Annotated in this window: 16 protein-coding genes; 1 reads left to right on the top strand and 15 read right to left on the bottom strand. The window is 44.4% G+C overall.

From position 1 onward, the window contains the following. Positions 1-186: 186 nt before the first annotated feature. The 10 genes from ABEB05_RS10425 to ABEB05_RS10380 all read right to left on the bottom strand — a co-directional run bounded on the left by ABEB05_RS10425 (position 187) and on the right by ABEB05_RS10380 (position 14,982). Positions 187-1,713, bottom strand: a complete 1,527-nt coding sequence (locus tag ABEB05_RS10425; RefSeq protein ID WP_265789894.1) for an alpha-L-fucosidase — start codon at positions 1,711-1,713, stop codon at positions 187-189. Between the two features lie 64 nt (positions 1,714-1,777). Continuing rightward, the gene (locus ABEB05_RS10420; protein ID WP_265789893.1) at positions 1,778-2,638 is read right to left on the bottom strand and encodes an alpha/beta hydrolase; all 861 of its coding nucleotides are present in this window, start codon (positions 2,636-2,638) and stop codon (positions 1,778-1,780) included. 64 nt (positions 2,639-2,702) lie between these two features. Next, entirely contained in the window at positions 2,703-4,637 is a 1,935-nt protein-coding gene (locus ABEB05_RS10415) for a glycoside hydrolase family 97 protein (protein WP_265789891.1), read from the bottom strand. 99 nt (positions 4,638-4,736) lie between these two features. Beyond that, a complete protein-coding gene (locus ABEB05_RS10410) occupies positions 4,737-5,678 on the bottom strand; it encodes an alpha/beta hydrolase (RefSeq protein ID WP_265789890.1) in 942 nt (313 codons plus the stop codon). A 251-nt stretch (positions 5,679-5,929) separates the two neighbouring features. Next, positions 5,930-7,675 carry a glycoside hydrolase family 43 protein gene (locus tag ABEB05_RS10405; RefSeq protein WP_265789889.1) on the bottom strand — a complete coding sequence of 582 codons (1,746 nt, stop codon included), beginning with the start codon at positions 7,673-7,675 and terminating at the stop codon, positions 5,930-5,932. A gap of 122 nt (positions 7,676-7,797) precedes the next feature. Further along, on the bottom strand, positions 7,798-9,447 hold the full coding sequence (locus ABEB05_RS10400; RefSeq protein ID WP_265789888.1) for a glycoside hydrolase family 43 protein: 1,650 nt from the start codon (positions 9,445-9,447) through the stop codon (positions 7,798-7,800). A 21-nt stretch (positions 9,448-9,468) separates the two neighbouring features. Beyond that, positions 9,469-10,653 (bottom strand): endo-1,4-beta-xylanase, encoded by a 1,185-nt coding sequence (locus tag ABEB05_RS10395; protein WP_265789887.1) that lies wholly within the window; start codon positions 10,651-10,653, stop codon positions 9,469-9,471. Positions 10,654-10,974: 321 nt separating this feature from the next. Next, positions 10,975-13,446 (bottom strand): glycosyl hydrolase family 95 catalytic domain-containing protein, encoded by a 2,472-nt coding sequence (locus ABEB05_RS10390; protein ID WP_265789885.1) that lies wholly within the window; start codon positions 13,444-13,446, stop codon positions 10,975-10,977. Between the two features lie 231 nt (positions 13,447-13,677). Beyond that, on the bottom strand, positions 13,678-14,700 hold the full coding sequence (locus tag ABEB05_RS10385; protein ID WP_265789883.1) for a zinc-binding alcohol dehydrogenase family protein: 1,023 nt from the start codon (positions 14,698-14,700) through the stop codon (positions 13,678-13,680). A 123-nt stretch (positions 14,701-14,823) separates the two neighbouring features. Further along, positions 14,824-14,982 (bottom strand): hypothetical protein, encoded by a 159-nt coding sequence (locus ABEB05_RS10380; protein WP_265789881.1) that lies wholly within the window; start codon positions 14,980-14,982, stop codon positions 14,824-14,826. A gap of 273 nt (positions 14,983-15,255) precedes the next feature. Between ABEB05_RS10380 and ABEB05_RS10375 the strand changes: the two genes are divergently transcribed. Continuing rightward, a complete protein-coding gene (locus ABEB05_RS10375; protein WP_265789880.1) occupies positions 15,256-16,290 on the top strand; it encodes a LacI family DNA-binding transcriptional regulator in 1,035 nt (344 codons plus the stop codon). 74 nt (positions 16,291-16,364) lie between these two features. Here ABEB05_RS10375 and ABEB05_RS10370 read toward each other — a convergent pair whose 3' ends face one another. The 5 genes from ABEB05_RS10370 to ABEB05_RS10350 all read right to left on the bottom strand — a co-directional run bounded on the left by ABEB05_RS10370 (position 16,365) and on the right by ABEB05_RS10350 (position 24,802). Beyond that, positions 16,365-17,786, bottom strand: coding sequence for an alpha-L-fucosidase (locus ABEB05_RS10370; protein ID WP_265789879.1), 1,422 nt, complete (start codon positions 17,784-17,786; stop codon positions 16,365-16,367). Between the two features lie 46 nt (positions 17,787-17,832). After that, positions 17,833-18,612, bottom strand: a complete 780-nt coding sequence (locus ABEB05_RS10365) for an SDR family NAD(P)-dependent oxidoreductase (RefSeq protein ID WP_265789877.1) — start codon at positions 18,610-18,612, stop codon at positions 17,833-17,835. A gap of 14 nt (positions 18,613-18,626) precedes the next feature. Continuing rightward, a complete protein-coding gene (locus ABEB05_RS10360; protein ID WP_265789875.1) occupies positions 18,627-19,943 on the bottom strand; it encodes an L-fuconate dehydratase in 1,317 nt (438 codons plus the stop codon). 309 nt (positions 19,944-20,252) lie between these two features. Further along, complete coding sequence (locus ABEB05_RS10355) at positions 20,253-22,400, bottom strand: glycoside hydrolase family 31 protein (protein WP_265789873.1); 2,148 nt, start codon at positions 22,398-22,400, stop codon at positions 20,253-20,255. Between the two features lie 38 nt (positions 22,401-22,438). Then, positions 22,439-24,802 (bottom strand): glycoside hydrolase family 95 protein, encoded by a 2,364-nt coding sequence (locus ABEB05_RS10350; protein ID WP_265789871.1) that lies wholly within the window; start codon positions 24,800-24,802, stop codon positions 22,439-22,441. Positions 24,803-25,000 lie beyond the last annotated feature (198 nt).

The following is a 25,000-nucleotide window of genomic DNA, read 5'->3' as shown; positions in this document are numbered from 1 at the left end:
GTTACAAGTTACGATTCCAAAAATTTTGCGATAATTTTGAGATCATCCAGCATCTCAGATTTATCAATAACTCAAAACTAAAAGAGAGAGGCAATAATCATATAGTATAAATCTGTTATAAAAACCAACTATTTCCAACTTTTTCAATTCCACTTCCAGCTCGATACTAATCTAAATAGCTTACCCTTATATGGATCCGTTTCGAGTGGTTACTTTAAAAACAACTGCCTTTGGGTTAGATATTCTTGAAGGAGTCTGCACTTCCAATTGGTCATCAGTCAAATTCCATTTTATATCTTCATCACTACCGAGTACCGAAATATTAGAAACTGACGGCGGCTGCTTAAGACTATCACGGGCAAATGCTTTCAGTTCTACCTGCTGATTAGCTCCGGGCCAACCCAGCAATATGGCATATATTGAACTTCCTTTTTGGGTATACCGGATATCCTCCCATGTATACTCTCCTGCATCAGTAAAACCTTCGAAGGGTCCCTTCTTCAATTTAGTAGGTCCTTCTCCATAAATCTCCCAAGGGCGTGTACCATATATCGCTTCGCCATTCACGTCCAACCAATCTCCTATTTCCCAAAGTACTTGCTTTTGATTTTCAGGAATACTACCATCTGCTTTGGGAGAAATATTCAACAACAGTTGTCCATTTTTACTTACAATATCAATCAGGGAATGCAGTACAACGGAAGTGCTCTTTATTGTTAATCCTTCGGTATAAGACCAACTGCCCTTGCTAATCGTATCATCAGTTAAAAAGGCCTGTTCAAGCTTTTCGCCAGCTCTACCTTTTTCAAAATCCTTTACTCCTACATCGGAAGGCAAATCTTCCTGTTTATACGTTACAACGACATCTTCATTCCATTCATGAGCCTTATTGAAGTAATACGCTAAGTAATCGGTCTTGACACTGTCAGGAATCTCATGCAGCCAAGAATCAAACCACATCAGGTCCGGCTGATATTTGTCAATGACTTCTTTCAACTTATTACTCCAAAGCTCCAAAAACTTTTCGCGGGACATATATCCATATAAAAAGGCATTTTCCTCATTCTCCAAGAGGGATGGAAAATCCTTCTTCACATATTCGTAATGCCCCGTCCAGCCTTCCCCTTCGGGCTTCCATAGATTATTACGAGCATGGTGAAAGGTAGTAACAAACTTCATTCCCTCTCCACGAATAGCCTTTGCCAGTTCACCGGTAATATCACGCTTGGGACCTTTATCTACTACGTCCCATTCCGTGTACTCGCTGTCCCACATAGAAAAGCCATCATGGTGTTCTGCCACCGGACCAGCATATTGCGCACCAGCCTGCTTGAAGAGTTTAGCCCATTCCTCGGCATTAAATTTCTCAGCCTTAAAGTCAGGAGCAAAATCAGCGTACTCAAACTCAAGTGGCGAACCATAAGTATCAACGTGATGTTTATAGGCCGCATGTTCTTTGATATACATATTCCGGGGATACCATTCGCTGTCGTAGGCAGGAACTGAATACATCCCCCAGTGAAAATAGATCCCAAATTTAGCATCCCGGAACCATTCCGGTTCGGGGTTATACTGGCTTAGGGATTCCCAATTTGACTTATAATCCACTTTGGCAGATTGCCGATCCTTGTTTGAAGTTTTGGTACAACCTACAAAGGTTATAAAACCACAAAGAATCAGAACAACTAACTTTTGGTTGTTTTTAATTTCCATAACGTTTAATACTTGTTGATTATCAGCCTTTGACTAATAATGAGTAGTGGGTATGCTCGTTTAGTCATTTATTGAAGATAGACCTATCCACCGGTTTGAACAGCAGCTGTGAAAAGATGTAAAGGTCATTTTTCCAAACCTCAAAATCATGACCACCGGGCTCTACGTAAAAAATATGTGGCACATCATGCTCTTCCAGGTATTGGTGGGTGCGCTTGCTGATCCGCATCAACCCGTCCTCATCGCCACATGAGATCCAGAGCACCTTTAATTTTTCTTTTGCTTGTTGCGGATCCGATAGCAGCTGTTCCGGCTCACTCGTATTCGGTGCTGAGGAGAATCCACCCACCCAGTCAAAAGTGTTGAGGTTTCCGAGCCCAAAATTCAGTGATTGTCCACCGCCCATTGACAGGCCGGCCAGTGCCCGATGCTCGCTATCCGTATATACCGGGTATTTTTCTTCAATGAACGGGACCAGATTATTGAGTAAATCTTGTTCGAATGTGGCAAAAGCTTTCACTTTATCCGGGGCGAATATATCACCGGTGGCACGATCATCTTTCATGGCCCGGCCATTTGGCATTACCACAATCATCGGTTCTATTTTTCCATCAGCGTACAGGTTATCTAGCACCACATTCGCATTCCCATTTTTGAGCCATGCATATTGATCTCCGCCAATGCCGTGCAGCAAATATAAAACTGGATATTTTTTGCTTTCAGTAAATCCTGGCGGGGTATAGATAATGGCCTCGCGTTCCGTACCGACTGTTTCTGAATTATAGACTACTGTGTCGACGGTTCCGCGTTCTATGCTTACCTGCTCTTCATCAAAACCCTCTGGTGCTTGTTGGATTATATCTTGTGAATGGACAAACTGGCTGATTCCCAAAATAAAGAGTGCTAATAAAGTGATCTTTTTCATAATAATTTATGGTGTAATTGCTGATAAATATTTTTGATTTTCTAAAAACCCACTTACTCAAAAACTAATCCGTGAGTACAAACCCGCCATTCGGCTGAATGGTAATCACGAGTTCGCCATCCTCAGGAACTTCTATTTGCTCCATGTACGTCTCTTTATCACTATCGTCATTGTACATAGCTACTTCTTGACCAGCTAACATCGGGAGCTCCAGCGTTAACTCCTTGGCTGACGTTTCAGCGTTTACGCCTGCAATGTACCACTGTTGACCATGACGACGAGCAAGAACGGTGTATTTACCCGGGTATCCATCCAGGAATACCGTCTCATCCCACGTGGTGGGCAAATTACGCATGAAATCCAGTTCAAAATCTGGTACATCATGCAGGTTGTTGGGGGTCAGGGCAAACATCTGCACCGGGTTCTGGAAGAGCACACCTGTGGCCAGTTGGAAGGCATCAGTGGTTTGCCGCTTTTGACCTCGCTGGTTTCCTTTATTCAGATAGTCGTTAAGTACGACGCCGCCAAACTCCATGCTGGCCACTGAATTACGGATAAATGGATGCAGTGAGGCGTAGAATGCCTCTTTTTGGCGAACGTCCTCTACAAATACAAGCATTTCTGATGCGAGAACCGCCTCATTTCCTACAAAATTGGGATACATGCGTTCCCAGCCGCGGGGAAGCGTGGTACCATGAAAGATCACCTGTAACCCGTGATCATTGGCATCCGAAAGAATGTTTTCATACAAGCGCATGGTGGTCTGTTTGTCTCCACCCATGAAATCCACTTTTATCCCTTCAACGCCAATTTCCTGCAGCCATTCCATCTCCTTTTTGCGGGCTATGGAGGTATGCATCTTATTTCTGGGCGTCTGCGGGGCATCATTGACTACGCCGTTGGAGTTATACCAAAGAAACACACCTACATCTTTCGACCGGGCGTATCGTACCAGCTCTTCCATCCTTTCATAGCCAATATTTTCATCCCACCACGCGTCAATCAGTATAAATTCAAAATCGAGGGCGGCGGCCAGATCTATGTAGGTTACTTGATCCTCATAATTCATGCTGTTGTCCTGCCAGATAATCCAACTCCAGGTGCCACGACCAAATTCATATAACTGAGAGGGCTCGTAAAGCGGATCAACAACATCCCATGAAATAGTTGTTTCAACAATTGGTTTCAGAGTCTCTCCAATCGTAATGGTACGCCAGGGCGTAGTACCCGGCAGGCCAATTTGTGCTCCCGTACTTCCAAAGCCATTGTTCTGTGCAGCACTGGGATATTCAACCGTGTACCCCCCATTGCTGTAGCTGCTTAGATGAGAAGCGTTGTAATTACTTCCTACGCCTGTTTCTGAAAGCAGTACCCATCCAGCATCTCCTACACGGAAAAGGCCGGGATAAACATACCCATAATCAGCGTTGGTATTTTCCATCGGTTCGTCGGCAACATATCCGCTCTCGTAGCTGGGAGCAGTGCGCGCGAAGCCGGTCATTGGAGTCATCATTGGCGAAAGGAATGCCATGGCAGTAGAAGGAAACTTGAAACCCGTGGCCTCTTCTTCAACGACAGCAGCCCTTCTATCTCCCCAGACGGGAAATTCATAGCGGAATGCAATGTCATTGTTGCTTACCTGGAATAAGACTGAGATCTGCTTTTCTCCTGCATTTTCCAGGGTAACATTCAAAGTATTTGCCTGGTATTGAACAAACGATTGCTTGATTTTTCGCTGAGTATATTCCTTGTCAACCTTACCGGTTGTTGACTCCACAAAACGCATCCCGGATCTGAAATCCCCTTCGTTGGTCACCAATCCCAGTGGAGAGTTTTCGAGCATGGTTTTCCCGTTATAGGTAACTGAATAAACCGGATTGCCGTTGTTGACCGATACATTTAATTCCAAGTTACCATCAGGACTGGATACCGTCATGGAATTCTGTGAATACGCCACTGATGCCATCAGCATACAGCATAAAACAAGTAATGTTCGCATGTTGTTAAGTGGTTATTTAATAATTGTTGATTAGTTGTTGATAAAAATCCCGGTAAATAGAATTAAATGGGACGACCTCGAAGTCTTTACAAATTTGAATTAATTGCCCATCCATTCAGAATTTGTCATCCATTTGAAAATGGGAGCCATCCACTCCCCGGTTGGTTCTGCTAACACAAATCCATGCCCGCCTCTGGGGTACAGGTGTAACTCTGCCGGCACTTTGTGATGCTGCAAGCTCTCGTAATAATCGATGCTGTTATCAACCACTACCAGCTCATCATCTCCTGCATGAGTGATGTAGGCCGGAGGACTATTTGGGGCAACCTGCAACTCATTTGAGTACTCGTCAGTTAGTTCTTGTGGAGGCGCTCCACCCAACAAATTGTTGCGCGATCCACCGTGAGTAAGACTATCCTGCATGCTAATTACTGGATAGATCAAAATCTGGAAATCAGGTCGCAGGCTGGTGTTATTTTCATTGGGGATCAAGGCTTCTTCAAAATGCGTGGCGGCCGTTGACGCCAGATGTCCCCCCGCCGAAAATCCCATAATCCCGATCTTATCTTTATCAATACCCCATTTATCCGCATTTTCGCGTACCACCTTGATCGCTTGTTGAGCGTCTTGCAGCGGACCTATTGTTTTATTCTCCATGGTGGCATCCCGGGGGAGTCGATATTTCAACACGAATGCAGTTACGCCATTGTTGGCAAATTCTCTGGCTGTAGTTACTCCTTCGCCCTCATACACCAACACACTGTAACCGCCGCCGGGACAGATCACAACAGCTGCACCCGTAGCTTTATCTTTCTCAGGAGCAAACATTTCCAGAGTAGGCGTTATCACTTCGCGAAACATGCCCGTCGTTACATCCGTGTCTGACTCTGTAAGATCACTGCTTTTTGCGCTAGGAATGGCACCGGGATACAATTTAATAACCTGCTGAGCATGCAATATACCAGGCGATAGTAACAGCAAAAAGATAAACGTTGCTATCACCGACATTTTCTGGATCAGTAAAAAACTTTTTTTTCGCATTTTTCTTCTACAATATTTGAGTGAAGCGAATCCATTCCGAGCCCTGAAATTATAAAAGAGCTCATAAAATATTATTGTTTTGCCCCCAAATCCCTTCTATGAAATAAGAGGTCTAAAACGGTAGTATTTCCAAACCTTCTGGTATCAAGCTAGTAAAAACCGGCATCGCTTTCATACGACACCGAGTGGTAATTTGTTATTATATCCATTGCCGATAGAAAGAACCGGCATCATTTATCAATTTCTTCTCTCTATTCAGGCGTGTAGGCATACATACCTATAACGGTTCCCACGAATCCACCGGCTTTGGTGGTACTGAGAATCGTTCCGTCGGCACCCTGGTACAAGGGTTGCCAGTCGTCTTCACCGATTCCGTATGAGAAATCGTATTCGGCGCCCCGTGCCTGAATTTTTAGGTAGTATTTGTTATCCGGGTTGTCTTCAATCACCTCAGAAGCAATGATCTCTTTTTGATTGCCTTCGGATTTCTCCAGGTAGATCTCATACTGGCCTTCTTCATTGGCCGTTACGCCGAGCAGGTAATAATAGTTTTCTCCCTGGAAAGCCACCAAACCGGCCACATTACCTTCTACTTTAGGATCAAATGTCATTTTTGTGGATACCGTAGCATAGGCGTTCTTTTGCCGTTTCCCGATAAATGACGGATTGCCGCGACCACTGATTATCTCAGATCGAGACTCAATCTCAAGTTGTCCATCATCCGAAATATTCCACCATTCTGACTGAGGAGTACGGATCATAGTCCAATAGTCGGCCAGTTCCGGGCTTTCAAAATCATCAGTGTAAGTAAAGTTGCCATTATTTGGCGGTACGGGTTCTTCACTCAGCGGCAGATCAGGGCGTTCCAATTTCACCGGCACGGTCTCTTTACTTTCATAGTCCAGGATAGTGGGCCAGTTGTCCTCCGTCCAGGTAACCGGCAGCAGGAACGTCTCACGACCTGTGTTAAAGTTAGAGCCGTCATACGGGCGAACTCCCAGGAATATAGCCCACCACTCGCCGTTCTGGGTTTCCACCATGTCAGCATGCCCTACATATTCCACGGGAAACTCACGGTTGGGTGAGATATGGCGCTGAGTCAGGATGGGATTCTGATCCCACGGCTCAAATGGACCCATCGGGTCATCTCCCTTGAACACTACCTGGGAGTGCTGAGGACCGGTCCCCCCTTCAGCGTTGTGCAGGATGTATTCCCCGTTCACTTTCATCATGTGCGGACCCTCGATCCAGATTGGCTGCTCGCTAATATCTACACCGCCATTTACAATCACCTTGGCCTCTCCAGCTGGCTGGTTTGCTTCAAGGTCATACGGCCGAATCCAGATGGCACGGTGCCCTTGATAGAGCGGTTCACCTTCAGGCGCATCATTGTTCAGAATATAGGTGGTTCCGTCATCATCAAAAAAGAGGGAAGGATCAATACCGCCCACTCCATTCAGCCACATTGGATCTGACCAATCTCCGGCGGGATCATCCGTTGTAACGATAAAGTTGCCGCCGCCCCCAACAATCGTGTTTACTACATAAAAGGTACCATCATTGTACTCAATAGTTGGGGCAAACACGCCTTCTGATATGCCCAGCCCATCCACCTGCAGTTGTGAAGGCCGGTCTAGCACATGACCAATCTGTTCCCAGTTGATTAGGTCTTTGCTGTGGAAGATGGGGATGCCCGGATAATAACTAAAGGAAGAATGGACCATATAGTAATCGTCGCCAGCCCGGGTGATGCTTGGGTCAGGATAAAACCCGGAATTAATCGGATTGATATATTCATCCTGGCCTACGGAAAGATCCCGGTAAATCGGATCGTTCCCAACATATTTATACCAGTCGAATTTCGGATCGGAGACCGTTGCATCAGATTGGTCTGTATCCGGCGGATTATCTGCGGATGGACTCAGATCTTGCGAACAAACCTGACCAGCCATCAGTAACAAAAATGCAGGCAGTAGCATCAAGGATTTTTTAAACATTTGTGTGACCATTGTTAAGCGTTGACGTTGGATATATTATTATTAAAAGTAATTTTTTATAGTATAAATCATTTATTATTGGTGATCAGGTAAATTATTTAGTCGCCTAAAGCAGTAGCGGTCTAACCATCTTCATTCAGCAGCCCGGGCTCAATCCTGAAATAATCAAAATCCACGGAGCCCCCCGTTTCCCTGGTAGCATAGCTAAACAGAGCAAACCGGTATCCCACAAAGTGATCCAGCGTATACTCCATCTGCAACATATCGCCAATTTGGTGCCATGATTCCCCATCCAGGCTGTAGTAGAAATAGGCCTTGTCAGTCATATCTTCAAAGTTAAATGCAATGCGGAGGTGCACTTTGTCCTGCTCCAGTGGAAGAGTCTCGATTTCCTCCTGCTCCTCAGGGGTTGCTTTCATCATCATAAGATACATTTCACCATTCTCTTTTTTAACGCCCACAAAGCCGTTCGTACCCTGCAAAGCACCCAGACCGGCATAATCCCCATTCTTCATATGTTGGATATCCATCAAAACAGTGCCAGTGGACTGAGGTCCAAATGTTCTTTGGGTCAGGGTATTCCGGGTATCAACCCAGCTGGTGTCAAACTCGGCGTTAGTTAGCCGTAAGTAGCCGGGGCGTTCGTTCAGTGACCAATGATCAGAATCCGGATTGTGATTCCACTGCCAAACAAGTGACAAGCCCTTCAAAATAGATGTTTCTTCATTGTACTGGGCAGGTCCTGCATTCCCGTCAAACTCATCTGAGCCGACAATACCGGCAGGATCATCATCCTCAGCCTGAATATCCAGCTGCTCAGGAACTTCACCATTTATACCAAATATCGGCCAGTTATTTTCCCAATGCACAGGGACCAACTGGGGGATGCGACCGACTGAGCCATGATCTTGAAACAAAAATCCATACCAGTCCCCTTCAGGAGTGTCAATAAGACCACCCTGTGCGATCCCGTCATCCTGCAGCGATACCTTACCTGTATACTCTCCCAGCAAGCTGTCCGACCGGTAGGTAAGCTGCGTGCGACCATCACCGGCTGGCCAAGAAATGAGTGAGACATAATAATACCCGTTTATTTTTCTGATGTGGGCTCCCTCGGCGGGCACATAAAACTTGTCTCCGGCAATGCTCTTCGAGTCGGAAATGAGTACCCGGTCAACGCCATTTGGTTTTAATGTAGTTGCATCAGATGTCAGTTCTACAATCCTGATGTCATCTACGCCATACAGCAGAAAAGCACGGCCGTCATCAAAAAACAGAGAGGGATCATGGAATAATCGGTTTATTGTAAAAGTCTCCCATGAGCCAGATTCAATATCATCGGTCGTAAATATGTATGTTTGCTGCGTAGTGTTCGAGAATGTAGCTAAATAAAACGTCCCATTATGATAGCGCAGGCTGCTGGCCCAGGTGCCTTCGCCATATGCATTCTGCCCGTTTTGGAGTAAAAACGGATCACTGTCATCAAGAGTATCATATACATAATTGACGATCTCCCAGTTTACCAAGTCATTCGATTTCATTATTGGGACACCGGGATTAAAATGCATGGTTGTGCTGCTCATGTAATATGAATCTCCCACCCGGATAATGGACGGGTCGGGAACATCCGCCCATATCACGGGATTCTGTGCGTAGGTAGTAGAATTTGTTTTTTTACCTGGCTCTATGGATTGTGATAATCCCGTTTGAGCTAAAAGAATCAGGAAAAGAAGGAAGGTCCCTTTTAACAAGTATGAAGTAGTTGAATTCATTTTTTATTACTGTACTTTACATTAATTCCCAGCTGCTTCCAAAACACCATGAAACGCTGCTTTCGGCTGGTACTCACGATTAAATAGCAGGGGATAATTTGTTCTGCCGGGAATAGGAAAATTATTGAGCCAGGAACCTCCATCATGCAATCCCCAAAAAGTTACCCGGCCTATTTTATCCTGGTGTTTTTTAAAAAGTTCAAACAGTTCCACATAACGATTCTTAAGTTGCTGCTGAACAGAATCAGGCAATCCCTCTGTGTACGGGTTTAGGGCCTCCGGAACATCAGCCTCTGCCCCTTGCCTTTCATCAGGATTATAACTCACATTCACGTCATCCCGAGAGGGTAACACGCTTACATCAAGCTCGGTAATCATCACCTTTACTCCCAGTTCAGAAAATGCTTTAATACTTTCCTCAATTTGTTTGAGCGAAGGACTTTCAAGGCCATAATGTCCCTGCATTCCCACTCCGTGGATCGGGACGTTGTTTTCTTTAAGGCGCTTGACCATTTTTACCACCGTCTCACGCTTATCGGGTGCCCACAGGTTATAATCGTTATAATATAATTCAGCATCTGGATCCGCTTCATGAGCGTATTGGAACGCCTTGCCTAAATATTCTTCTCCAATAATTTCGAGCCATTTAGACTGTCGCAATCCATCTGACCAAGTGGCCGCTTCGTTCACCACATCCCAGGCATCAACGCGCCCCTTGTAGCGTCCAACTACCGTATCAATATGATCTTTCATACGCTTAAGAAGCGCCTTGCTATCGAGTTCATCTCCATTCTCATCCAAAAATGTCCAATCCGGGATTTGAGAATGCCAAACCAGCGTATGGCCTACAATAAACATATCGCGATTTTCGCCAAATGTTACAAACTGGTCGGCGGCTTCAAAATTATATTCATCTGGTTCGGGATGAATCCGTGCCCATTTCATTTCGTTTTCAGGCGTAATGGAATTGAAATGCTTTCTAATGAGTGACTCCGCCTGCGAATTTTCACCCCTGACTTGCCACCTATTTAGCGCCACACCAATTTTAAACATACTATCATAAGTCTCAGATAACGACTTGGAAGGCTCATGAGCATTAACATTGGTTACTTGCCCATTGACCTGGTTACTTCCTGCTGTCAATATTAATATGGCGATGAGAATTATTATACCACTAAATTCAATTAACTGTTTTTTTATTTTCATGACAATAATTTAACGATCTGTTTATAAATAGAACTTATGAACTACTAATGTGAAAAATGATTTCTATTATTAAAAACTTGCCCTCTCCCCACAAAGGGTAGAAGGGAAAGGGACGACGGTTATCGTGGGATAATTGTACATAACCAATCGTTTCTTCTTCCGATTTGCCACTTCAACTAAGAAAGAAGAACAAGTTTGAAATAGATTTTTGTGTTAAATTTGGAAAACATTAGATTCATTTTGCTCCACGCATTTCTTTAGTTGTATTCTGGTACAAAATTATCCTATTTCATCAATAGAAAGTTTACCTTGATATCATTATCATTTGCCAACCAGCATATAGGTCTGGTCAGCGTCGGTTTCAAAATCATATTCATTAACATCAGCTATATTCAAAGTATTCAATTTAGCTTTGGACGATATTATGGGCTTTGGTGTTTCAGCAAGCTCATAAAAAGTATTGGGATTCGATCCGCTTGCTTTCTTTAACTTCAACCCTTCCAATCCTACCAGTTCATCAGATACGCGGATACGGGCATTACCACCGAGTGTCGATTTTATTTTAAGTTCAGAAACCTTTCCATCCTTCCATTTCAAAGATTCAATAACAAATCCACCGCGCGCCCGCAGGCCACTAATCTGGCCGCTGTCCCACTCATCGGGCAGGGCAGGTAGCAAGTGGATGGCTCCATCATGGCTCTGCATTAGCATCTCGGCAATGCCAGCCGTACATCCAAAGTTACCATCTATCTGGAATGGCGGGTGCGCATCAAACAGGTTGGGATAAGTACCTCCACCCCCAAGATTCCGATCAGATCCCACCGGCGCAAGCTGATCTTCAATAAGTTTCAATGCATGATTTCCATCCAGCAGGCGCGCCCAGAAATTTACCTTCCAACCCATTGACCAGCCGGTTGATACATCGCCGCGGTATTGCAGGGAGGTACGGGCCGCATCAAAAAGTTTTGGCGTACGATAAGGAGAGATCTGAGCAGCAGGATGCAGCCCAAACAAGTGTGAGACGTGGCGGTGTTTATCTTCGGGGCTGTCTAGATCTTCCATCCATTCCTGGAGCTGCCCCAGCCGACCGATCTGCATCGGGGGAAGTTTGGCTCTCTTTTTCCTAAGCGTTTTTGCAAATTCCCGATCTCTTTCCAGGGCCTCAGCGGCTCGAATCGTATTAGAAAACAGCTCGAAGACCAACTGGTTATCCATAGTAGCTCCGGCTGTAATGGATACATCCGGGCGACTTTGCGGAGCATTCTCGGGAGAATTACTCGGAGCTACCACCAGCCAGCCATTTTCGGGTTCTTCCACCAGAAAATCCACGTAAAACTCCGCGGCGCTTTTTAGCACGGGATAGACTTCTTGTAAATACTTTTCATCTCCTGTATAAAGGTATTTCTCCCAAAGTTGGTGCGTCAACCAAGCCCCGCCCATAGGCCACATGCCCCAGAACACCCCATCAATCGGACCGGTAATCCTCCAGATATCGGTATTATGGTGAGTTACCCAACCATCAGCGCCATACATTACTCGGGCAGTCTCACGGCCGGTTTCCGAAAGATCCTTTACCATCTGTATCAGTGGCTCGTGCAGCTCCGACAGGTTTGTCAATTGGGCCGGCCAATAGTTCATCTCCGCATTGATATTTAGGGTGTATTTACTGTCCCAGGGCGGCTGCATTTCCTTGTTCCAAATTCCCTGAAGGTTAGCCGGCTGGGTGCCCGGGCGCGAGCTGGAAATCAACAAATAGCGGCCAAACTGAAAATACAGCTCAACAAGTTGCGGATCAGCTCCGCGGGCAAAATCTGCGATTCGCTCGTCTGTAGGTTTCTGTGCCGCATCCGTGATTCCCAAGTCCAAATCTACCCTGTCGAAATAAGTCTGATAGTCCGACTTGTGGGCTTCAAATATCTCTTTATATGATTTGTCCCTGGCTTGATTCAGATAGTTACTAGCCAGGGCTTGCTCTTCTCCACTCAGATCATTGTACTTCTTGAAATTAGTAGCGATTGAAATACGAATAGTGACTTTGTCAGCATTACTCACTTCCACTGTTGAGTCTGTGGGCAAAACCGAACCACCTTCGGCGTCAATATCAGTAATTGACTGAAACCGAACTTTACCGGGAATTCCTTCGTGGTCGCCTGTCTTTCCAGAAATAATTAGCTCGTTATTTTTGACAGAGCCTGTGGTCTGTTGCGGGCTCTCCATGGAGGCGGAAAATGTAATGCTGCCCGGTTGACTTGCGGAAAGCCTGATAACAATGACCTCGTCGGGCGCAGAGGCGAACACTTTTCGAGAGTACTCTACATCATTTACCGAATATTTAGTGGTGGCCACTGCCGTCTCCAGATTCAAGTCACGATAGTAATTTTGGTAATCCTCATGTCCGGGAAACGATAATACCAGGTCGCCCACCGGCTGGTATGGCATTCCGTGCGGGCCACTGAAAAAAGATTCCCCGGCCAGCTCCTGTGCTTCGGCATGCTTACCTTCAAAAATAAGATCGCGAACTTTTGGCAGAGCCTGGCGCGCAGCGGGGCTGTCGTTTCGGTGGGGACTCCCCGCCCAGACGCTGTTCTCGTTCAGCTGAATGACCTCTTGGTTGGGATTGCCAAACACCATCCCCCCCAACCGGCCATTACCTACAGGCAATGCTTTTGTCCACTCATCGGCGGCTGGTTCATCATACCACAGGTAAAGATCCTCGTTACTTTGGCTTTTACCTACCTCCCCAATTGTTAAGAACAGCGAGAGAACTAATAAAAAAATATGACTTGATCTCATTTAAATCTCCTTTATTTATGGTTAACACAATATCAAATATGGCAAATCACTCCGAGTAATGGAAACAACAGCGTATCGGTCACATAATTGGTCAGCTCCCTCACCACTCGTAATCAGGATAAAAGGCACAATCGGTGCCCTGAGCCTTCCAGAATCACTTGAAAATATTTTCCAGTTCTAACATCTAACCTGTTATCGATTTCAGTTTAATTTCAGTTATAGTTTTTTACTTCAACAAACCTCCACCATCGCCTTTATAACATTCGATTTCGGATCCAACCAGCTGTCAAATTGATCGATCATATTTTCAAATGATGTTCGATGCGTGATCCAGGGATCGGTATCGATGCGGCCCTCTTCCACCGAACGAATAATCTGCGTAAAATCAGAAGCCAGGGCATTTCTGCTAGCCATCAGGGTTAGCTCTTTCTTGTGAAAATCAGGATCGTGAAATGTAACGTCCCCCTGAAAGAGACCGATATATACCAACTTTCCTCCGTGTGCTACAAGATCAATGGCTGTTTCCATCGATTTTTTGTTTCCGGTGGCATCAAGAACTACCGAGGGCAGATCTCCGTCAAACAAGGCCCGGAGCTGATCGCTAGCATCCTCTTCCCTGGGATTGATCCCGCCAACCAGATCGAACGACTGCCGACAGAACGCCATGCGTCCCTTGTCGATCTCCATAATTGCAACCTTCGCGCCGGTATCCAATGCAAACTGCAGGGCTCCCAGCCCAATCGGGCCGGCCCCGATAACCAACACACGGTCTTCTGATGTGATATTTGCCCGGTTCACTGCATGGCAACCGATACCCAGCGGCTCCACCAGGGCCAATTGTTCATAGGACAGTTGATCAGAACAATGAAGAAACTTAGCCGGAAATTTAAAATACTCCCGCATGCCACCATCCTCATGAACTCCCAGTACCGACATATGCTCTGCACAGTTGGGTTTACCTTGCTGTACAGCCTGGTCTTCGGGATTGTACCGGTAGGGCTCTACCGAACAGCGGTCGCCAACCGACACATTATCCACCTCATCGCCAATCTCTACAACTTCCACTCCCAGCTCATGCCCGAGAATACGCGGATAGCTAAAAAAAGGCTGTTCCCCGGCATAGGCATGCAAATCCGTGCCACAAATACCTATCCGATGTACTTTTAGTAGCGCTTCATCCGGTTGCAGACTAAAATCGAATTCCTTATCGGTCTGCTTAAAATTGCCCGGTTCTTGTAAAATAATCGTTTTCATTTAATCTAAGTAGAGTGAATATTTTTAAAAGTTTTTTGAGTTTATGCATCAACATTTTCATCAAATAGAGTATATAATCATTGAACTATTCAGCATTGCAATCCAATTCGTTCCAAAACGCTCTTAATTTTCGCTTAGTCCTGTTTGTTGCATATGGATTTTAAATACAACTGCTTTAGCATAGGGCGCGGTCGTAGGCGTTTTCAGTGCCAAATTTTGGTCTGTAAGCTCCCATTCAATCCGCTCATCACTACCCAGCAGTCCACACTTTAAATACCACATCCACCAGACTCTACCCAACCACTCGAAACAAAGCCAAGTCTGTTTACACTAATCATCCATTTGCTAATTTCAAACGTTTGAATTATATATAGAATAATAAACCAGCCTATTATTACAAAATAATTTTCTACACTGTCGAAAATTATGTACAATTTTCTATTTTAAATTGTATTAAAAGTTATATCAAACGTTTGAAAAAATATTCAAAATAAATAGGAATTCATTATATTTGTTTCGCATAGATTTTGTTTATTTAATTACACGAAAGTACTTATGGGGAAAAAGAGGGTTACCCTTACCGACATTGCCAATGAGTTAAATATTGATGTATCCACCGTTTCCAAGGCATTAAAAAAACATCCGAAGATTAGCGATGTTACAATAAAAAAGGTCAGCAAGGTTGCGCGCAGACTTAATTATCGTCCAAATGATATTGCAACAGCACTTGTCAAGGGGAGAAGTAATCTTATAGGAGTAATGGTGCCCCATACTGATGAAAATTTCTTTGCCTCAGCTATCAGGGGCATAGAAGAAGTTGCAAAAAAGAAGGGCTATAACATTACCATCTTCCAATCTAATGATGATACAAGTGACGAGAAAAGTAATATTGAAACTATGTATAGAGCAAGGGTTGACGGAATTATCGCCTCCCATGCAATGGAAACACATGAATTTGGACACTATCAGGATATACTCGACCAAGATATACCATTAGTTCTGTTTGACCGGTTCAATGATGCTATAGATTCAGATGTAGTAGCTATTGATGATTTCAAAGGTGCTTATAAAGCGGTTTCTCATCTGATTGATCAAGGGTGTACCCGAATTGCTCATATTGCCGGACAGCTTAGTGTTCATATCTATAAAGAGCGTTACCGGGGATATAAGCAAGCATTGGAAGATCATGGGATACCAAATGAAGAAAATTTAGTCGTTGAAAGTGATATGAGTTTAGAGGGTGGTAGAAAGCTAACTCTAACACTACTTAACAATAGAAAAAAGCCGAATGCTATTTTTGCCTCTAATGACTATACAGCCCTAGGAGCTATCCAGTTTTTACAGGAAAGCAATATAGATATTCCGGAAGAAGTAGCAGTAGTGGGATTTAGTAACGAGGCTTTCACCTCTTATGTCACGCCTACTATTTCCAGTATCGAACAGCATAGTCGCAAAATGGGTAAAATAGCAGCCCAACACTTGCTTGATCAAATTTCAGGATCAACAGAATCATCCAGTGCTAAAAGACCTTCTCAAAAAACAATTTTAACGCCAGAATTAATCATCAGGGAATCATCTAAAAAGAAGTAATCATACCAAAATTATTCTCTTCACTTATCATATTAAGCTGGGTTACACTATTTTGGATACTATACCTCCAAAACCTAGCTTTCAACCTCACTTCCCTGGACTTTGAACACCCAAGCAGGACCAAAGTCTGTATTTTCTCTCACTTCGTCCGGTACTTGTAAGGCCAATCCTTCATCTTCTCCAAACTCCCATTTAAGAGGTTCATCATAGCCCAACAATTTCACTTCGGAACCTTCATCGGGGCGCAAGACACTGAAGCTAATTGTTTCTCCGGGTTGCTCCAGCAGGATTCCATAAAAAACGGAATCTCCTTTTTGCTTGGTATAACGAATATTCTCTCCTTCTTTAAAACTATGCTGCAATCGTTCGGTCTCATAGATGGCCTCACTGTTTACCTCCATCCAGTCCCCCATTTTCGCCAGACGATCTACGCTGGCCTGCGGAATTAGGCCCTCTGCTGTGGGCCCGACATTCAGCAAATAGTTGCCGCCTTTGGAAGCGATATCCACCAGATTATGGATAAGGGTTTCAGCCGATTTCCAGTTGTCGTCATTTTTCTTGTATCCCCAGGTGTCGTTCATCGTCATGCATGCTTCCCAGTCAAATTCCCTGGTGCTTTCAAGGATCTCCTGTTCAGGCGTTCCAAAATCGCCGACAAACTCACCACCTTCTTCATTCATCCCCTGCATACCCTGACGTCCGACATCCACCCGATTGTTAATAATGAGATCCGGCTTCATTTGGCGCAGCCAGGTATAGGTCTCCACCCCGTGCTCGTGGGTCCATTCCGGAATCCACTCGCCGTCAAACCAGAGCACAGCGGGATCATATTTCTCCACTAGCTCTTTAAGCTGTGGCTTCATGTAGTTCTCAACATACTGATCAAAATTGGGATTACTCTTTTCGTCCGTATTATAATCCGGGTAGTGAGGCGCCTGGGCATTGGGATGGTGCCAATCCATTATGGAATAGTAAAACCCCAGCTTTATATCGTGTTTATCAGCGGCTTTCTTCAAATCAGCTAACAGATCCTGCTCGATAGCCGCAAAATCAACCGCGTCATAATCGCTTACTTCTGAATCCCACAGCCCAAAGCCATCATGATGCTTGGAAGTTATAATAATATATTTCATCCCGGCGTCTTTGGCTATTTTCACCCACTCTTCAGCGTCATATTGCTCGGGATTAAACTGCCGGGCATATTCTTCATATTCTGAAACCGGAATTTCAGCCCGATCCATAATCCACTCTCCGATTCCCTCTATTTCCTGGCCATCATGCACACCGGCCGGAACTGCATAAGGTCCCCAGTGGATAAACAGCCCGAACTTGGCCTCGCGCCACCACTCCATGCGCTCATTAAACGCCTGCTCCGACTCATTAAGAATTTCTTCCTCGGTCAGCGTTTGCTGCACTTCAGCCGACTCCTTTGGCTGGCATTGCATAATGCCAAATGCTACTACCGCAATTAAACAAAGCTTACTAATTATTTTCATTTTCAGATCCCTATTTGATTTATGATTTCACCTAATCCCTGCAATCTTAGGTATTTAAATTAAGAAACCCGCCGTCTATCGGATAGTTCGTCCCTGTTATAAAACCTGCCTGATCCGAGCAAAGGTAGAGCACAAGTCCCGCTACTTCATCGGGCTCTCCCATACGTCCGATAGGCTGTGTCCTGGAGAGTTGTTCAAACATCTCATCTTCCTTTCCGGGATAGTTCTCTTCCAGGAAGCCATCCACAAAAGGCGTATGAATCCGCGCCGGTGAAATGCAATTGCATCGGATATTATCATTGATAAAATCTTTGGCAACGGAAAGCGTCATCGTTAATACTGCCCCTTTACTCATAGAATAGGCAAAACGATCTTCAATACCCACCGTCGCGGCCACCGATGCCATATTCAAGATTACCCCTCCGCCCTGTTCGACCATCTGATCAATGGAAGCATACATGCAGTTATAGACTCCTTTAACATTGACATCATAAATTCGGTCAAAATCTTCTTCCGTCGTATCCTGTAGATTTCCTACATGGGCAATACCAGCGTTATTAATTAGGATATCTACCTTTTCCAGTTGTCCCGTAATTTCATCAAATACCTTTTGCACCTGCTGTTGGTCAGCTACATCACAGTAAAAAAAGCTACAGGCATACCCTTTATTTTCCAGTTCCTTACAGACCGACTGCCCTGCCTCTTTATCATAATCCAGAATACAAACATGAGCACCGGATTCTGCGAATTTATGACTAATTTTCTCTCCTATTCCACTTCCTCCACCGGTAATAACTGCGGTCTGATCATCAAATCGAATCTCCATATATAACTCCTCTTTTATACTATTGTTTTACTTCTAATTTCCTGCCATACCGGTCCATCGGGATAGGCATATTCCTTTAAACTCTTCTTTTTTATTTCAATACTAAATCCTGGTTGTTCGGGCAGCACGTAGTGTCCGTTTTCTATTTTAACCGGATCTTTAAAATGTTCGTGTAGATGGTCCACATATTCAATCATCCGTCCTTCCCGACTGCCGCTAATGGCAATATAATCGATCATTGAAAGATGCTGTACATACTCACAAAGCCCCACACCTCCGGCATGGGGACAAACCGGAATATCAAATTTAGCAGCCATCAACATAATCGCTAAATTCTCATTGACGCCCCCTACCCTACAGCTGTCGATCTGGCAAATATCCAGCGCGCCTGCCTGCATCAATTGTTTAAATATAATTCGGTTCTGGCAATGCTCTCCTGTTGCTATTTTGATAGGATTTATTGCTTTTCCGATCGTTGCGTGCCCCAGGATATCATCGGGGCTGGTGGGTTCCTCTATCCACCAGGGATCAAATTCAGACAGTGCTTCCATATTTTTGATCGCTTCATCAATATCCCACTTTTGATTGGCATCCATCATAAGTTGCCGATCGGGACCGATTTCTTCCCGGATAATCGCAGCACGTCGCAGGTCATCCTCTAAGTTGCCGCCTACTTTCATTTTAATACTACTCCATCCTTCTGCCACTGCTTTCCGACAGAGTCGTCGTATCTTGTCATCAGAATATCCTAACCATCCGGCAGAAGTCGTATAGGCCGGATATCCATCCTTCTGCAATTTCTGAATTCGTTCAGCTTTAGATCCTTCCTGTTTCCGTAAAATTTCTAATGCCTCTTCAGGCTTCAGGACATCCGTGATATAGCTAAAATCAATGCATCGCACTAATTCCTCCGGAGACATATCTGCCAGCAATTTCCAGAGTGGTTTCTCCTCTATCTTTGCATACAAATCCCATAAAGCATTAACAAAGGCTCCCAGTGCTAAATGGATAACTCCCTTTTCGGGACCCAGCCAACGCAGTTGACTATCCCGGGCCATCTGCTTCCAAAAGGAACCGAGATCATTGACGATACTTTCAAATGGTTTATCAAGAACATGAGACTCAAACTCTTTAATCGCTTGAACACACAGGTTATTCCCCCGCCCAATGGTAAAGGTGAGACCGTGCCCTTCAACCTCCTTATTTGTCTTTAAAATGAGATAGGCCGCTGAATAATCTGGATCCGGATTCATCGCATCTGATCCATCCAAACCCTGGCTGGTTGGGAAGCGTATATCCTTAACTTCAACTTCTGTTATAACTGTTTTCATGGTGGTGATAAAATTCTACGAACGTTATTTTCTTTTCGTCCGGAATAAATTTCAACTCTGTTTCATAATCTCTATACCACAAATAAATATCGGTCCTTTCTAATTTGCCAGTATTGTCTTCCGCAAGGTACCATCAGCCCAAAAAAAGTCAAGTGTGTAATTTTTACATGACCTATATCCTTCGACTAGATACGAAGTAAATCTGAATTCATTTAACATGAGTATCAGCTTAATTCTCAGATTCTGATCTGCTTAAATAGTATACTTACTTTATGGCACCCGTTTCTGTAGCTATTAATTGCGATGGCATCACTGCGTCATGAATTTCCAGCTGACATTACCCACGGTATTGGGTTTGTTCTTTTCTGGTGGTGAAATAGATCCCTCAAACCGTTTGTTTTCCAGCTTTTTTACACAGATTTCTCTAAATTGATATTCCCCATCTTCATAATCATAGGTTTCGCCATCATCATCATAAAGCATATATCTTCCCGCTTTTTCCCCATAGTGACGAACTTCGATATCTACCTTTTCCCCAAGTTTGGGTGCATGCATTCTGGGAGTCATCATTGGAATTATGCCTCCATCTTTTACAAAAACGGGAATATTATCCAATCCCGGAGTCACAGTAATCACCTCTCCATTTCCCACATAATCGCCGGTATAGAAATCATACCAACGGCCCTTGGGCAGTACGACCTCCCGGCTTTTCTGACCTTCAAACATAGGAGCTACCAGTAAATATTTGCCTGCCATATATTGATCCTTGATCTCCTGTCTAATTGCTTCTTCATAAGGATTTTTTGCTAGATTCTTCTCTTTCACTTCCTTCTTCAATTCCGAATGAAACCCTTCCTCTAAATTCATCGCACGAAATGGAGGTATCCCTTTGAAATGATATTTGGCATATTCGCTATACCAGTATGGCATCATCCGCATCCGAAGTAGGAACATCTCCTTAACTTCACGTTCTACTTCATCAAATGACCATGGTTTGGTTTCACTAGACCATGCATTGATCATAGCCATTGGTGAAAATACTACCGATTGTACCCTACGGAGCCATTCCTCTCCGGTTTCAGATGCCCTCACCTCTGGAGTCCAGAGCACGCCAGCATAACTGCTGTTGATAAGGGCTGTTATAAAGTTCTGATGATCATAATAATCGTTGTAGATAACATATGGGAAAGAAGTACCACCTCCATTTGAAGCTCTCACAAGCCCAAAAGTTCGACGATTTTTTTCTTCAAATAGATCTTCACTATAACGTTGTACTAGCAACCCATATGTCTGGCGCATTTGCTCACCGGTCAATCCAGAGGGAAACGTTGCCACATCAGGCCAAAGCCAGTGATCGTACCCATCCACTTCGTCAATTTTATATCCACTCACCCCGATATCTACCTGAGTTTCACCCAATTGGGAAAAGAAAATATCTCGTCCCTTATCTGTGTTGAAATCAGGAACAAGCCCAGCCCATACGGTGTGGGAGGAAGTAAATGGTTCTATAGATTCTGCAAATTGGGCGTCTGGGGATATATAAGGATTGATCCATAGGTTTAACCGGATACCCTTATCGAGCATCTCCTGAGTAAACTTGCGGGGCTCAGGAAATCGGCCTTCATCCCATTCTAAGGTCCCGGGGTACGATTTACTCTGCCAACCCGGTTCAAGACCGATAAAATCAAGCGGGTATCCCCTTTCTTCGAATTCTTTTGCCTCCTGTCTAACATCTTCCGCTGAATACATTCGGTGAACCCGCTGTGTAAAACCCAATCCCCATCTGGGTGGTAACGGGCCACCTCCGTTGAATAAGTTATACCGCCGTACCGCATCAAGTGGAGTAGGCCCGCCAAAGATATAAACTTCAGTTCCTTTCGCCGGAACAAGCAATTCCACACTATCCGAATATGGTCGCGAGGTCCAGTCTGGATCGGTATTTCGGTCTCTGGCAACCGGGGGATGCTCACTATCTTTTCGAACTGCTGTACCAGCATATACATCTATGTAGCGCGCCGAATTAATAAATACACCGTATCCCTTTGAAGAAACATAAAACGGAGTGGGCGCATGTGTTCTCCCATTATCCTCGTCCCCATAATGATCTACATGCAGTCGCAATATTCGTCCACGTTGATGTACGGTTTTAAAATTAAGTCCGAAACCGTAGACTTCTTCCTCCTGTTCCAATGGAAAACGCAGATACGTCTCTCCATCAACCAACTGGACATTTATATCCTTCTTGGATATAGGAAATGGAACATTTCCCATTTTTTCCAGTGCTTTTTTTCGAGGTTTTGCCCCTGATGCTGATAAAAGATCGTATACTTCTGGCTCGCCTGCTTCCGCTTTCCAGATACCAGGCTCCACCTCTTCCCATGATAGGTTTTGGGCCTTTATATCAGTTGCAGATAAGCCCAGAATAATACAGAATATAAAAAATTTATATAATTTCATCTCATAAAAACTTTGGGAGATTTATTTTTTTCGGAGTATCAAAATACCAATGTTATAACATTTCCCGGAGTCGTTTGGATCTCATAGTTAAAAGTCATCTTTGTTGAACCTTTAGCAGACTTACCCAAATTATTAAGCTTGTTATCTAAATCTTGAACCGGTATGGGAGTTCTAAGTCGTAACGGTCCACCTAAATGAGAATAAATAATAACTTTCTCCAATTGACCTTTCTCCCATGTCATATCTACAGTATAATTTCCGCGTGCTTTAAGTCCCTCTACACTCCCATCCGACCATGCATCCGGAAGAGCCGGCAGCAGTTCTATATATCCCGAATGCGATTGCAAGAGCATCTCAGCGATTCCTGCAGTTCCTCCAAAATTCCCATCAATCTGGAAGGGGGGATGGGTATCAAAAAGATTCGAAAGTGTGGATTTTCTAAATAGTGCCAGAACATTTTCATGGGCTTTTTCTCCATCGCCGAGACGAGCAAAAAAGTTAATAATCCAAGCTCTGCTCCAACCGGTATGGCCCCCGCCATGCTCCAGCCTTCGATCAATGGTTTTTCTGGCCGCATCGAATAGCTTTGGCGTATCCTCAGCGTTTATAGCATTACCCGGATGCAGGGAGTAAAGATGGGAAATATGACGATGCCCCGGATCTTCTTCTTCAAAATCCCGATTCCACTCCATGATAGTTCCGTTATCTCCTATCTGTACCGGTGCAAGCTTATCTTTTAAATTCTGTAACGTATCCCGGAACGCGGCATCCGTATCCAGCAGCTTAGCCGATTTGATGGTTGCTCCAAAAAGCTCATGCAAAATTTGCATATCCATTGTAGGTCCCATGGCAAGGCTGGCCACTTCTCCATTGGGTGCTATATACTGATTTTCAGGCGACATGGAAGGTCCTGTTACCAGATGCCCAGTTTTAGGATCTACCACCAGGTAATCCATAAAAAAGGTGGATACTTCTTTCAGTTGAGGATAGGCGCGCTTCTCTAAAAAGGTTTTATCCTGAGTGAATTCATAGTGATCCCAGAAATGCATTGACAGCCAGGCCGCACCCATCGGCCAAAGTCCCCAATAGGTTCGCCCGATAGGATCCGTAAAATGCCAAACATCGGTCGTATGATGGGCCACCATTCCGCGACTGTTATAGGTTTCTCGTGCTGTTTCCCGCCCACGTTCCCGTAAACTTTCCACAAAGTTGAAAAAGGGCTCGTAAGTCTCCGAAAGATTCGTCAGATCTGCCGGCCAATAATTCATCTGCAGATTCACGTTAATATGGTAGTCAGCATTCCAGGGAGGTGCCATTCCCTCGGCCCATATGCCCTGAAGGTTCGCAGGCAGTGAACCCGGGCGCGAGCTGCTGATCAACAGGTAGCGGCCATATTGGAAATAGAGCTCTGTAAGATGAGGATCAACTGCTCCTTCTTTTACCTTTTGGAGCCGCTGGTCGGTAGGCATCTCTGCAACCGGTCCATCAGTCAAATCTAAAGATACCCGATCAAATAGCTGCTGGTAATCCTCAATATGTCGCTTCTTAAGTTCATCATAAGTAAATTGAGCTGCATTTTTAAGGCGCCTATCGGTAAGCCTGTCAGGATCTTCACCACGATAGTCGGTAGCGGCAGCCAGAAATATTGTCACTTCATCGGCATCCGAAATATGGACGGTCGAATCGGTTGTGTTCACTGACCCTCCCGCTGTATTTAATTTAAGACGGGCCGTAAAACGAACGCCATCCCCATCTCCGGTATGTTCTTTCATTATTATTTCGTTCTCAGAAACAGCGATCTCTTTATGGGGACTTGGCCGGTTGAGCTGCAAATTAAATGAAAGCTGGCCCGGCTGATTGGCAGAAAGCTTTACAGCTATCAGCTGATCCGAATAGCTGGAAAATAACTCTCGTTTATAAGTTACTCCCTCCTTCTCATAGCTGACGGAGGCCACTGCAGTATGGAGGTTCAGATCCCTTCGATAGTTATTAATGGCGGATGAGTCTGGAAACCTCAGGTATAGATTACCAAGTGTTTGATAGGTGTGTTCTCCCTGCTCCAGCCGGGTTCCCATTATTTTATCCTGGGCCAACTGTTCAGCTTCGATATATTTTTCTGCAAACAAAAGGGAGCGAACTGAATCCATATAAGCCGGAGCTTCCGGGTTAGCCCGATCAATGGGATGACCGGTCCATACACTTTCCTCGTTTAACTGAATACGTTCTTTATGAGCTTTCCCAAATATCATAGCACCTAAACTGCCATTGCCTATAGGAAGTGCTTCTACCCACTCCTGAGCTGGCTGCTCGTACCAAAGCTGCAGATCAGTATCTTGGGCCTGTCCAACGGCGTAACCAATCATTAGAATGGAAAAGGAACATACGAGTTTAAAAACTTTCATAATGATTCGTTTAAACATTTAGCTTGTGATAAGTTCTAACTTTTCACAGGAGAGATTGAACTTCTTATTTCATACATCTAGAAAACACAGCCATGCTTTTCACCATAATCCCTTATACAATTATTTAAATTAAAAGTAATGCCTTCATATTCTACTATTATTTTTGCAAAAAGTAATACTTTCTTTGCATTTCATAGC

This window comes from Fodinibius salicampi, from assembly GCF_039545095.1.
Lineage (GTDB): Bacteria > Bacteroidota > Rhodothermia > Balneolales > Balneolaceae > Fodinibius > Fodinibius salicampi.
This window is presented reverse-complemented; position numbering and strand designations above follow the sequence as displayed.

What these genes read in the sequence shown, in the direction of transcription:
- ABEB05_RS10425 (WP_265789894.1), bottom strand. Translation starts at nt 1,713, where the DNA reads ATGGAAATTAAAAACAACCAAAAGTTAGTTGTTCTGATTCTTTGTGGT.
- ABEB05_RS10420 (WP_265789893.1), bottom strand. Translation starts at nt 2,638, where the DNA reads ATGAAAAAGATCACTTTATTAGCACTCTTTATTTTGGGAATCAGCCAG.
- ABEB05_RS10415 (WP_265789891.1), bottom strand. Translation starts at nt 4,637, where the DNA reads ATGCGAACATTACTTGTTTTATGCTGTATGCTGATGGCATCAGTGGCG.
- ABEB05_RS10410 (WP_265789890.1), bottom strand. Translation starts at nt 5,678, where the DNA reads ATGCGAAAAAAAAGTTTTTTACTGATCCAGAAAATGTCGGTGATAGCA.
- ABEB05_RS10405 (WP_265789889.1), bottom strand. Translation starts at nt 7,675, where the DNA reads ATGTTTAAAAAATCCTTGATGCTACTGCCTGCATTTTTGTTACTGATG.
- ABEB05_RS10400 (WP_265789888.1), bottom strand. Translation starts at nt 9,447, where the DNA reads ATGAATTCAACTACTTCATACTTGTTAAAAGGGACCTTCCTTCTTTTC.
- ABEB05_RS10395 (WP_265789887.1), bottom strand. Translation starts at nt 10,653, where the DNA reads ATGAAAATAAAAAAACAGTTAATTGAATTTAGTGGTATAATAATTCTC.
- ABEB05_RS10390 (WP_265789885.1), bottom strand. Translation starts at nt 13,446, where the DNA reads ATGAGATCAAGTCATATTTTTTTATTAGTTCTCTCGCTGTTCTTAACA.
- ABEB05_RS10385 (WP_265789883.1), bottom strand. Translation starts at nt 14,700, where the DNA reads ATGAAAACGATTATTTTACAAGAACCGGGCAATTTTAAGCAGACCGAT.
- ABEB05_RS10380 (WP_265789881.1), bottom strand. Translation starts at nt 14,982, where the DNA reads ATGTGGTATTTAAAGTGTGGACTGCTGGGTAGTGATGAGCGGATTGAA.
- ABEB05_RS10375 (WP_265789880.1), top strand. Translation starts at nt 15,256, where the DNA reads ATGGGGAAAAAGAGGGTTACCCTTACCGACATTGCCAATGAGTTAAAT.
- ABEB05_RS10370 (WP_265789879.1), bottom strand. Translation starts at nt 17,786, where the DNA reads ATGAAAATAATTAGTAAGCTTTGTTTAATTGCGGTAGTAGCATTTGGC.
- ABEB05_RS10365 (WP_265789877.1), bottom strand. Translation starts at nt 18,612, where the DNA reads ATGGAGATTCGATTTGATGATCAGACCGCAGTTATTACCGGTGGAGGA.
- ABEB05_RS10360 (WP_265789875.1), bottom strand. Translation starts at nt 19,943, where the DNA reads ATGAAAACAGTTATAACAGAAGTTGAAGTTAAGGATATACGCTTCCCA.
- ABEB05_RS10355 (WP_265789873.1), bottom strand. Translation starts at nt 22,400, where the DNA reads ATGAAATTATATAAATTTTTTATATTCTGTATTATTCTGGGCTTATCT.
- ABEB05_RS10350 (WP_265789871.1), bottom strand. Translation starts at nt 24,802, where the DNA reads ATGAAAGTTTTTAAACTCGTATGTTCCTTTTCCATTCTAATGATTGGT.